The sequence below is a fragment of the Salinivibrio sp. IB282 genome (assembly GCF_001995685.1).
Taxonomy (GTDB): domain Bacteria; phylum Pseudomonadota; class Gammaproteobacteria; order Enterobacterales; family Vibrionaceae; genus Salinivibrio; species Salinivibrio kushneri.
In genome coordinates this window covers 1-11,412 of the sequence record NZ_MUET01000035.1, presented here as the reverse complement: position 1 = coordinate 11,412, position 11,412 = coordinate 1, and the positions used below count along the sequence as shown (strand labels likewise).

Annotated in this window: 9 protein-coding genes; 5 read left to right on the top strand and 4 right to left on the bottom strand. The window is 50.5% G+C overall.

The genetic code is table 11. The features are described 5' to 3' along the window. The first annotated feature begins 55 nt into the window (after nt 1–55). The 4 genes from BZG14_RS08845 (at nt 56) to glpD (ending at nt 5,392) form a co-directional block, all read left to right on the top strand. Nucleotides 56–748 carry a riboflavin synthase subunit alpha gene (locus BZG14_RS08845; protein ID WP_077485260.1) on the top strand — a complete coding sequence of 231 codons (693 nt, stop codon included), beginning with the start codon at nt 56–58 and terminating at the stop codon, nt 746–748. A gap of 287 nt (nt 749–1,035) precedes the next feature. After that, the gene (locus tag BZG14_RS08840) at nt 1,036–1,899 is read left to right on the top strand and encodes an MIP/aquaporin family protein (protein WP_077485214.1); all 864 of its coding nucleotides are present in this window, start codon (nt 1,036–1,038) and stop codon (nt 1,897–1,899) included. A 121-nt stretch (nt 1,900–2,020) separates the two neighbouring features. Further along, nucleotides 2,021–3,544, top strand: a complete 1,524-nt coding sequence (gene glpK, locus BZG14_RS08835) for a glycerol kinase GlpK (protein WP_069360961.1) — start codon at nt 2,021–2,023, stop codon at nt 3,542–3,544. 306 nt (nt 3,545–3,850) lie between these two features. Next, nucleotides 3,851–5,392 (top strand): glycerol-3-phosphate dehydrogenase, encoded by a 1,542-nt coding sequence (gene glpD, locus BZG14_RS08830; RefSeq protein WP_077485218.1) that lies wholly within the window; start codon nt 3,851–3,853, stop codon nt 5,390–5,392. Between the two features lie 88 nt (nt 5,393–5,480). Here glpD and BZG14_RS08825 read toward each other — a convergent pair whose 3' ends face one another. The 3 genes from BZG14_RS08825 to trhO form a co-directional block, all read right to left on the bottom strand. Then, on the bottom strand, nt 5,481–6,332 hold the full coding sequence (locus tag BZG14_RS08825) for an EamA family transporter (protein WP_077485220.1): 852 nt from the start codon (nt 6,330–6,332) through the stop codon (nt 5,481–5,483). A gap of 170 nt (nt 6,333–6,502) precedes the next feature. Then, entirely contained in the window at nt 6,503–8,140 is a 1,638-nt protein-coding gene (locus tag BZG14_RS08820) for a diacylglycerol kinase family protein (protein ID WP_077485222.1), read from the bottom strand. 126 nt (nt 8,141–8,266) lie between these two features. Beyond that, complete coding sequence (gene trhO / locus BZG14_RS08815; RefSeq protein WP_069360965.1) at nt 8,267–9,247, bottom strand: oxygen-dependent tRNA uridine(34) hydroxylase TrhO; 981 nt, start codon at nt 9,245–9,247, stop codon at nt 8,267–8,269. 402 nt (nt 9,248–9,649) lie between these two features. Here trhO and BZG14_RS08810 point away from each other — a divergent pair, with 402 nt between their 5' ends. Next, the gene (locus BZG14_RS08810; RefSeq protein WP_198532041.1) at nt 9,650–11,032 is read left to right on the top strand and encodes an alanine/glycine:cation symporter family protein; all 1,383 of its coding nucleotides are present in this window, start codon (nt 9,650–9,652) and stop codon (nt 11,030–11,032) included. A 110-nt stretch (nt 11,033–11,142) separates the two neighbouring features. On the opposite strand, the gene BZG14_RS08805 is transcribed toward BZG14_RS08810, so the two are convergent. Continuing rightward, nucleotides 11,143–11,412 (bottom strand): response regulator (locus BZG14_RS08805; RefSeq protein ID WP_131825176.1); only part of this gene is annotated, 270 nt, incomplete at its 5' end.

Sequence of the window (11,412 nt, the reverse complement as noted above, 5' to 3'; positions counted from 1 at the left end):
GCGCGGTGTAACGTGTGGCATTATGATACCCAAGCCAATAATAGAGGATATGCCCATGTTTACCGGAATTATTCAAGCGGTGGCAAATATTGAAGTTTGTCGCGATCATCAAGGTATTCGAACATTCGATATTCGTTTCCCTGATGGCTTTTGTGAGGGGTTGGCGGTAGGAGCCAGCGTTGCTATTGATGGTGTGTGCTTGACAGTGACTGAGCAGCTTGAACAGACGCTGGTTCGCTTCGATGTGATGGTACAAAGCCTCGCGATTACGACGCTAAACAGCATCAAAGCTGGGGATACGGTGAATGCTGAACGTGCCGCGAAAGATGGCGCTGAAATTGGCGGGCATCCGTTATCGGGGCATGTCGATTGCCGTGCGACCTTATCGGATGTGCTGGTACAAGAAGAAAATTATCGTTTGCGCTTTTCGGTACAGCCTGAATGGATGCGCTATGTCTTTTCCAAAGGCTATATTGCCATCAATGGTGCGAGTTTGACCATCGCCGAGGTGAACAAAGACCAAGGCTGGTTTGATGTTTGGCTTATTCCTGAAACGCGTCGCATGACAACGTTCGAGCGAAAGTCGGAAGGGGATCAAGTCAATATCGAAATCGAACGCCAGACGCAAGTCATGGTAGATACGGTGCGCGAAACGCTCAATGAGCGACTGGGCCCCTTACTTCCTGTCCTTGAATCGCTTGCGAAAGAGCAGGGAATTGACCTAGATGCAATCGGTATCTCTAAATAACCATGAGTTAACAAATAAGAAACACCCTCTCAAGTCGACTCATACCACAACAGGCGGGGCGAACGACGCGCTGCCTGCTTTCCAAGCTCCTTAAACTCTCCTTGCTCACTTTGTGCGCGAACTTGCTCAAATGATGATGTGGTTAACAAAAATGTCAGTATTGCGACACAAAATTATGCTCGAACGCTCATTTTTGTTGTGAGTTTGTTTTCGAGATGCTGTGATTATGCAAAATGACAGTGTGGTTTTGAACGTGTAACCCTACTAACAGTGACAAGGATAATCATATGAAAAACGCATCGTCGACTCTATTAGGAGAGTGCGTGTCCGAGTTTATCGGCACGGGCTTACTCATTTTCTTTGGTGTGGGCTGCGTGGCCGCCTTAGTGCTCACCGGTGCTGACTTTGGTCAGTGGGAAATCAGCATTGTATGGGGCTTTGGTGTCGCCATCGCCATTTACTGCACCGCAGGGGTGTCCGGCGCGCATATTAATCCAGCTGTTACCATTGCGCTTGCGGCTTTCCATGGCTTTGAGAAAAGTAAAGTTGTTCCTTATATCATCTCGCAAATGCTCGGCGCGTTTGCCTCGGCTGCACTCGTGTATAGCCTTTATAGTAACCTTTTTGTCGAGTGGGAAATGGCCAATAATGTTGTGCGGAGCAGTCCTGAAGCCTTAGCAACCGCAGGTATCTTCTCAACCTATCCGCATCAAGCCTTGTCTTTCATGGGGGCTATGGCGGTTGAGTTTGTGATCACGGCAGTATTGATGTTTGGGATTCTCGCACTGGGTGATGAAAACAATGGTGCGGCTCGTGGCCCAATGAATCCACTGCTAATTGGTATCCTTATTGCCGTCATTGGTGGCTCTTTGGGTCCATTGACTGGGTTTGCGATGAACCCAGCGCGTGACTTTGGTCCGAAACTGTTCGCCTACTTCGCTGGATGGGACTATGCCCTGACGGGTGCGCGTGACATTCCATACTTCATTGTCCCTATCGTCGCCCCTATTTTGGGTGCCTGCTTTGGCGGTTGGTTGTATCCGAAAGCGATTGCCCCGTATCTGCCACAGGCAGGCCATGGTTGTACGATTCCCAACCAGTGTGACGATGATGAGCTGGTTGAGACGGAAACGCGAGAAGTCAACGCATAACCCAGCACTGTACGCAACATGAAATAAAGCAATGCGCGACATTGAGCCACGTCCAAAATGACAGATGACGAGAAATGTCGCGATACAGACTAAAATAAGAGAGATAGAAGGAAACCCTATTATGTCAGCGAACAAGTATATTGTTGCTCTCGACCAAGGCACCACCAGCTCCCGTGCAGTAGTGATGGATCACGATGCTAATATCGTCGGTGTGTCTCAGCGCGAGTTTACGCAAATTTATCCGCAAGCGGGTTGGGTTGAGCACGATCCCATGGAAATTTATGCCACCCAAAGCTCAACGCTGGTGGAAGTGCTGGGCAAAACCGGCATTCGTAGCGATGAGATTGCTGGGCTCGGGATTACCAACCAACGTGAAACCACGATTGTGTGGAACAAAGAAACCGGTAAGCCGGTTTACAATGCCATTGTGTGGCAATGTCGCCGTACTGCCGACATTTGTCATGACTTGCGTGAGCGCGGGTTAGCATCTTACGTGCGTGATAATACTGGGTTAGTCCTTGACCCTTACTTCTCTGGTACCAAGGTCAAATGGATTTTGGACAACGTAGAAGGGGCGCGCGAAGACGCAGAAGCGGGCAAGCTGCTATTCGGTACCGTTGATACCTGGCTGGTATGGAAGATGACCCAAGGGCGTGTGCATGTGACCGATTATACTAACGCCTCGCGCACCATGCTATTCAATATCAATGATATGTGTTGGGATCAAAAAATGCTCGATGAGCTTGGGATCCCGGCTTCAATGCTCCCTGAAGTGCGTCGCTCTTCCGAAGTCTATGGACAAACGAACATCGGTGGTAAAGGCGGTACGCGTATTCCTATCGCGGGGATCGCGGGTGACCAACAGGCCGCTCTATTCGGACAAATGTGTGTGGAAGCAGGCCAAGCGAAAAACACCTATGGAACCGGCTGCTTTTTGCTAATGAACACGGGGCAAGAAAAGGTCACATCGAGCCATGGCTTGTTGACTACCATTGGTTGTGGCCCGCAGGGTGAACCATCCTATGCGCTCGAGGGCGCGGTCTTTATGGGTGGGGCCTCGATTCAATGGTTACGTGACGAGCTTAAGGTACTCGAAGACGCGCATGACTCCGAATACTTTGCTACCAAAGTTGATACATCGAATGGTGTTTATGTGGTCCCAGCGTTCACCGGTTTGGGGGCACCCTATTGGGATGCCTACGCTCGCGGTACCATTGTAGGGCTGACCCGTGGTGTGAACTCTAACCATATCATTCGCGCAACCCTAGAAGGCATTGCCTATCAAACACGTGATGTATTGGATGCGATGCAGGCGGATTCAGGTATCAAACTTGAAGCCTTGCGTGTTGATGGCGGCGCGGTTGCCAATAACTTCTTGATGCAGTTCCAAGCCGATGTGCTCGACACCGACGTTCATCGTCCGGAAGTGACAGAAGTCACCGCGTTAGGCGCGGCATACCTTGCGGGTATGGCTGTCGGTTTCTGGGATGGCCTAGATGAGCTAAAAGATAAAGCCAAACTGAACCGAAGCTTTGAACCACATCGAGACGAAGAAAAACGTAATCGTCGCTATCGTGGTTGGAAGCGTGCCGTAAAATGTGCACAAGCGTGGGCCGAGCTGCATAATGAAGAAGAGGATGTGTAAGCCTGGTATCACTCTTTCTTAATGAAAGGCGCGTTTTCGCGCCTTTTTTCATATTGCTCTTTCACCGGTCTATGGATCGTATCCCTCTCTCTTACTGCGCCTTTTCTCTGCCTATCACCGTGTCAAGCTACTCGCTAGACGGCTTTTTAGTTCACATGAAGGCTTTTTTATTAACACTTATTCTACACTTGTCACACTCAATAATAATTTTTCGAACATAGATAGTGACCGAAAACGAAAGTTGATATACAGTTATACTCATCAGTAAATGTTCGTTCGCTCATATTTGGAAAAGGTCGGCTAAAAATGACTACGCATAATTCTCATCAAGACGTACTTCTCGACATCCTCGTGGTTGGGGGCGGGATTAACGGTGCCGGTATCGCTGCCGATGCGGCGGGTCGTGGACTCAATGTGGGTCTGTACGATGCCAAAGATTTCGCATCAGCAACGTCATCCGCGAGCTCGAAGCTTATTCATGGTGGGTTGCGCTATCTCGAGCATTATGAGTTTCGTTTGGTCTCGGAAGCACTGGCCGAACGCGAGGTATTGATCAACAAGGCCCCCCATATTGCCTTTCCGATGCGTTTCCGCTTACCTCATCGCTCGTATCTGCGCCCAGCCTGGATGATCCGTTGTGGGCTCTTTTTATATGATCACCTAGGCAAGCGCTCAACGTTACCGAGCAGCCACAAGGTTGATTTACGCAAAACTGGCTACATGAACAAAGACATGAAAATTGGGTTTGAGTACTCGGATGCATGGGTTGATGATGCGCGTTTAACCCTGTTAAACGCCCAGTACACGCGCGAGAAAGGCGGGGAAGTCCGTAATTACTGTCAAGTGGTGGCGGCAGAGCGTGAAAACACCATATGGCGGGTGACACTAGAGGATGCGCAGACAGGCGAGCGTTTTGAGCGCAAGGCCAAGGCGTTGGTGAATGCGACCGGCCCTTGGGTGAAGCAATTCTACGATGACAGCCTCCACGAAAAATCGCCGCGCGGGATCAAAATGATCAAAGGCTCTCACATTGTTGTGCCACGCATTCATCAAGATCCACAAGCGTATATTTTGCAGAATAACGATGGCCGTATCGTCTTCGTGATCCCGTATCTCGACAAGTTTTCATTGATTGGTACCACGGATGTGGAGCATAAAGCCGATCCCCGCGAAGCAAAAATTGATGAAGCTGAGATTGATTACTTAGTTGATGTCGTCAATCAGCACTTTACTCACCAAATTCAGCCGCAGGATGTGGTTTGGAGTTACAGTGGCGTGCGACCATTGTGTGATGATGAATCGGACTCGCCACAGGCGATGACACGCGACTACACCATAGAGTTGGAACAACAAGGCAATCAAGCGCCGTTGGTTTCCATCTTTGGCGGTAAGCTCACGACTTATCGTAAGCTGGCGGAGTCCGCGATGCGTAAACTCGAGCCATTCTTTGACAAAATGGGTCAGCCTTGGACAGCTGACGGCACACTGCCCGGCGGAGACTTTAGCTGTACACGTGAAGAATTAGCCCTGTCGATTAAGCAGCGCTATCCATGGTTGAGTGCCGAGACGGCGCAGCGATTTGTCGATACTTACGGCACACGCACGCATCTGCTGTTGAAAGGTTGCCAGAGCGAGGCGGATATGGGCCACCCATTTGCCGAGGGTGTCTATCAAGTAGAAATCAACTATTTGGTACAGCATGAGTTTGTTCAACATGCGGAAGATGCGTTATGGCGACGTACTAAGCTTGGTCTCTATTTGACTGAAGAGCAGGCTGATGCGATTAGCCAGTACATCGAGCAACAGCGCGTCAAGGTACATGCACTACCATTGAGTGAAGCGAGCTAACACTCGGTAAAGTGAGCCCGTGTCGCTAACACAATGGGATGACAGAAAAGAGCGTCGATGGTCGGCGCTCTTTTCGATCGACTGTCTTTTAACGCCTTTTGGCCGATAACGTGCTGCCTAGTGATGCGCTGATCACCATGCCAATGGCGAGCCATTGACGCAGTGCCAGTTGTTCATCGAGCACGAGCAACCCAGCCATGGCGGCAACAGCAGGCTCTAAACTCATCATCACACTGAAGGTTTGTTTGGGCATGTTGCGTAACGCTATCATTTCCAGAGAATAGGGAATCGCACTTGAGATGAGTGCGACGGCAACGCCCAAGGGTATCAACTGCCATTGAAAAATCGCACCGTCAGTCGCAATATAGCCCGCGGGTACGAGATAGAGGGCAGCAACGCTCATTCCCAGAGCAACCGTCCCGCCGCCTGGCGCTAAATTCCCTGCTTTTTGTCCAAATAGAATATAGCCAGCCCAACAGCCGCCCGCTGCTAGCGCGTAAGCCACTCCTCGCGGGTCGAGCGCATCCACACCCGACAAATCGGGGAGAAGGGTAATAACACCGCCAACGGCGAGCACGACCCAAAGACTGTCTCTGGCGCGACGAATCGAGATTAAGGCCACCAGTAAAGGGCCGGTAAACTCAAGTGCGACGGCAATCCCCAACGGAATGGTCTCGATAGACAAATAAAGCAGCATCATCATGCCACCCAGGCAYCCACCATATACCGTAATCGCTCGCCAATGTCGCGCGCGTGGCCACTGACGCCAAGGGCGAAAGACCAGCCACAAAATGAGGGCGGAAAAACCGACACGTAGGGCAGTGGTCCCAATAGGTCCCACCAGAGGGAAAAGCTGTTTGGCAAAGGAGGCGCCAAATTGAATGGCGCACATGGCACCAAAAACACTCAATATCGCCACCAAAAGCGCACGAGCCTGCATAATCCCTCCTTTTAGTCAAATAGGGTTATTACCTTAACATAGAGACAAAAAAAAGCCGCTCCGATGAGAGAGCGGCGAAGATTTTGGAGCGAATTGTCTCAATCCTATCGTATTCGCTAGAATTTTTGTTTAGCTGAATCGTAGGCGTCTTTGAGGGATGTGAGTGCCGGTTAGTCGGTCTGATGAGCGTCGGGGAGAGAAGGCGAGAGAATCGCCAGTGATTGAGGCTGCGCGTCAATCGTCAACTTTCGGTCGCGATACAGCTCGCCGTCAATGACATAGTCAATGCCTGATGCGGCCCTTATCGAGACGCGCGTGACCTGTTGATGGTGTGTAAAGCGCCCTAGCCGTGTTTCAAACAGGCTTGCCAGTGCTAGTTCTATCAGGGACAGTGCGGTATCTGTTTTGGTGGAACTCGCAGTGAGCCATGTGACGTCGAGTTTGCCGTCGGCATAATTGGGTTGGCCTTGCCCTTGGGCTAATAAGGTTGTCATTGGCGCGGCATTGGCGACCACCATACTGGTGGTGCGGATCAGCTGAGGCGCGTGCTGGTCGAATTGAACGGTGAGATCGATGGCTTGATTTTGACTGGCGGCCCCCAATAAACCCTGCAAATACGCCCACTGGCCTAGTTGATTTTTTTGCTCTCGAGCGGCGTGGCGAATCATTTGTTGTTCAAAGCCAACGCCCACGACTAACAACGCCACTTTGCCGTTACAGCGTGCAGTATCGATGATTTTGGGCGTGCCATCCAAAATCACATCGCAAGCGGCATCAATATTTAAAAACTTGGTTTTTATTCCCCAAAGAGCATGGCACAAGGCGTTTGCGGTACCAAGCGGCAATACGCCTAAAGGGGTTGAGGTGTTGATCAGTGCTCGCGCAACGGCGTTCACTGTGCCATCTCCACCGGCGGCGATCACCACATCAGCCTGTTGTGAAACCGCGCGGCAAGCGAGTTGATAACTGCGGCGATTATGGCGTGTCTGATAGACCACTAACCGATACCCATCACCTAAATAGGACTGAATATAGTCTCGATGCTTACGCCATTTCTTTCCCCCTGCGGCAGGATTAGCAATGATCCAGGCAATGGGACGCGCCAACCTCAACGCACCGCTTTGCTGGAAACGCACTAAAGCGCGGCGCTGGCGTCGGTTTAAGTGTGCTTTAGGGCGTATCGTTTTGATGGCATCCAGCATCTCATCAAGCGTTTTTTGAGGGGAAAGCGCCCAAAGATAGGCGGCCACCACCATCACGGATCGCCCGCGTCCGAGTGCACAATGTACCACCACCTTGTGTTCGGCTTGTCGCTGTTGATGCAGCCATTGTAACGCGCGCATCAGTTGGCTACGCGAGGGATAGGCGTGATCCAGAACGGGTACTGAGAGATAGGAAACAGCCTGTGATTGGGTGAAGCGGTCGATGCTTTCGAACTCAGCGGTAACATCTAATATCCCGTCAATACCTTGCGCTTGCAGATCGGGTATGTCTTTGTCGGTCAGACGGGCACCAACATAGAGCCCAGGCGCGACTTGCTGGACGGGCGGTGTGATATCACGTTTTCTCGCCCAACGGTTATACAGGTGGGTAAAGGCGAAAAATGGCGCAAACATCCACTGGCTGATGCGAGGCAACTGTCCGGATTGGCGCTTGCGAAAAAGGCGAGGCTGATTGCGCCAATAAGCGATGCTAACGGCGAAAAACGCTGCCGCGCACCATGCGAAAAGCAAGCTAAGAAGGAGGTTGGGCATCCACCAGCTGGCGGTGAATAAACACGCGGCGACCAAGCTATAAAAGGGACCCATCAACACGCTTATTCACTCCTTTTTATTCAGCACAGACGCCATCGGTAAAACAATCCAGCTTTTACTATACGTTAGCCCTGCCCAATATCATAAAAAACGGCACGTCTGGCGTGCCGTTTTGTATTATTATTTATCTTGATTTTGACGTTGGCGCCGGAATTTTTTCATAGCGCGACGGTGTTCAATGATTTTTCTCGCCTCACCGCCGACGTGCTGTTCACCCCGTTCTCGTGCAAGACGTACTTGATACTCTCGCTCTCGAAACGCTGCCTTTTGGGCGTCGGTGTGTTTGTCGATGCATTTAGGGCAAGAGACGCCTTGCTCATAATGTTCGCTTTCCATGTCCGCTTGCGTGATGGGCAGACGACAGGCATTACACATTGCGTAAGACCCTCGCTCCAAATCGTGATTAACAGCTACACGGCTGTCGAAGACATAACACTCACCGTTCCACAAGCTTTCACTCTCAGGCACTTCTTCGAGGTACTTCAGGATCCCGCCTTCTAGGTGATACACCTCATCGAAACCTTTCTCTTTCAAAAAAGCGGTCGATTTTTCACAGCGGATCCCACCAGTACAAAACATAGCCACTTTTTTATGCTTCGTCGGATCAAGCTGCTGTTCGACATAGTCAGGGAATTCACGGAAACTATCGGTATGTGGGTTAACAGCTCGCTCAAAGGTACCAATCTCGATTTCGTAATCATTACGTGTATCGATCACTAAAACGTCTGGATCGCTGATTAATTGGTTCCATTCTGTTGGCTTGACATAGGTGCCCACGCTTTGGCGCGGATCAATGCCTTCAACCCCCATGGTCACAATTTCTTTTTTGAGTTTTACCTTGGTGCGACTAAATGGCTGGCTGTCTTCGAACGATTCTTTATAGTCAATATCCGCTAGGCGTGGGTCTTTTCTAAACCACGCAAATAGCGCATCCATGTTTTCTCTTGTCGCGGCCACTGTGCCATTTATGCCTTCTTGGGCGAGAAGGAGTGTGCCGCCGATTTGGTTGGCTTCCATGACTTCAAGCAGTGGTGCTTGCAAAGACTGATAGTCGTCGAGTGTGACAAATTTATATAAGGCACAAATGACATATTTAGACATCTTGTTTCCTCTTGCTGGCTGGAGCGTAAATCCAGTGCATGGGTGGTGTGTATACGTGAGCGCGGAGTATAGCGAATGCCTCTGACGCAAAACACCGGATAAAAGTAAGGTTAAATGTCACGCTCGCTGATAGTGGACCACGTCAAGCACGCTACTTCGTGTTCAAATCAAATTGCATTGATAGTTATTCATTGCTGTCTGGTTTTTGTGAGATCAATATCACGTATAAACGGTGGTTTTATCGCCTGAAACCTCATTTGGACTTAATTTGAATGGGTTGTTAGTCACGCCAGAATGGTTTATTGCTTTATGGTCTAATTATTTTGTTAGTTGGCGTGCACCGGCTAGGCAGTGGTCTAGCAAGCAAAGTAATTAGCCAAGCATCAAGAAAGGATGCAAAACATGATTGAAGATTGGATTAATGCCTTTGTCGGCTTTATTTGGGGTAAGCCGATGTTGATCTTACTGGTTGGCGGTGGGGTCTTCTTTACCCTTTATGGTAAGTTCACCCCGTTTCGTTATATGGCACACAGCATCAAGCTGTTAACCGGTAAGGTGGACGATGGTAGTGGCCATGGTGATTTATCTCATCGCAAAGCACTTGCTGCCGCGCTCTCCGGCACTTTGGGTCTCGGTAATATTGCCGGTGTGGCTCTGGCGCTAAGTGCCGGTGGACCGGGTGCGGTGTTTTGGATGTGGCTCACCGCGTTATTGGGGGTGTCGACCAAGTTTTATACCTGCACACTGGGGGTCATGTATCGTCACAAAGATGCAAATGGCAATGTGCATGGCGGACCGATGTACACGGTACGGCATGGTCTAGGGCCAAAATTTAAATGGCTAGCGGTGATGTTTGCCATTGCTGGTCTAATGGGGTTTGTGCCGTCTTTCCAAATTAACCAGCTTGGTGCGGTGGTGCAAACTCAGCTCTTTCCTGGGGTCGCTTGGCTAGAAAGCAGCGCGTTCTCCTGGGCGCTGGGTATTGTACTGGCGGTCTTCGTCGGTATGGTGATTTGGGGTGGTTTGAAGCGTGTGGCTGATGTTGCTGGTGCGCTAGTGCCCTTGATGGCGGGCAGCTATATGGTGATGGCGATCGCCGCCTTGGCGCTCAATGCCGAGCGCGTGCCTGGCGTCTTTCAGTCGATTTTTGCCAGCGCTTTTTCACCGGATGCCATGTTCGGTGGCCTGATCAGTGTGATTATTGTGGGGGTGAGTCGTGGTGCTTTCTCTAATGAGGCTGGGATTGGCACCGAAGTGATGGCGCACAGTGCGGCAAAAACCAATGAGCCTGTTCGTGAGGGCTTAGTCGCGAGCCTGGGTCCCATCATTGATACCTTGATTGTTTGTAGTTGCACCGCGCTGGTGATCTTGGTGACCGGTGTGCTTGATCAAGCCGAGGGCCTGCAAGGTGTTAGTCTGACCATGGCGGCATTCAAAGCGGCCTTTGGCGCGCCAGGGGCGTGGTTATTGGCGGCACAAGTGTTAGTGTTATCTTTCACCACGGTATTTACATTTTGGTATTACGGCTATAAATGCTTTGTGTATCTATTTGGTGAGCAGGCGGGTCAGTATTATAAGTACCTATACTTATCGCTTGTGGTGCTGGGGGCGGTATTATCGCTGGATGTGGTGTTCTTATTCCTCATTGGGGCGTATGGGCTGATGGCAGTGCCCACCATGGTTTCAGCGCTGTTGCTGGCGCCTAAGGTAAACCAAGCGGCGAAAACGTATTTTGCCAGTCACCGTTACCGTGAAAGCCATCGCTCACAGGTAACCGATAGCTAATGAACCGACAGTTAATGGCTTGACGACCCACCTTGGCGTCACGCTAAAACCCACAAAGGCTGCCAATGTGCAGCCTTTGTTGTATTCACCTTGCTCGTTTTTATCGTTGATCAATCGTCGAGCGGTGTGCCGAATACATAGGTATCCGCTAGGCTTACCATGCGACCGATCTCGGGTTTGGTGATGGTATCATTGGCGCCCAATTGCAGTGCCTTAGCACGGTTATCCTCGCTCATGATCGACGAGAACATGATAATAGGCATGGTTTTATAGGTATCCATCTCTCTGAGGCGTTTGACCAAGTGCATGCCGTCCATGCGTGGCATCTCGACATCTGACACAATTGCATCGACAAACTCATTAATCGACACACCTTCTTC

Bases quoted from the DNA above. Each gene is read 5' to 3' on its own strand.
- BZG14_RS08845 (WP_077485260.1), top strand. From the start codon at position 56: ATGTTTACCGGAATTATTCAAGCGGTGGCAAATATTGAAGTTTGTCGC.
- BZG14_RS08840 (WP_077485214.1), top strand. From the start codon at position 1,036: ATGAAAAACGCATCGTCGACTCTATTAGGAGAGTGCGTGTCCGAGTTT.
- glpK (WP_069360961.1), top strand. From the start codon at position 2,021: ATGTCAGCGAACAAGTATATTGTTGCTCTCGACCAAGGCACCACCAGC.
- glpD (WP_077485218.1), top strand. From the start codon at position 3,851: ATGACTACGCATAATTCTCATCAAGACGTACTTCTCGACATCCTCGTG.
- BZG14_RS08820 (WP_077485222.1), bottom strand. From the start codon at position 8,140: ATGGGTCCCTTTTATAGCTTGGTCGCCGCGTGTTTATTCACCGCCAGC.
- trhO (WP_069360965.1), bottom strand. From the start codon at position 9,247: ATGTCTAAATATGTCATTTGTGCCTTATATAAATTTGTCACACTCGAC.
- BZG14_RS08810 (WP_198532041.1), top strand. From the start codon at position 9,650: ATGATTGAAGATTGGATTAATGCCTTTGTCGGCTTTATTTGGGGTAAG.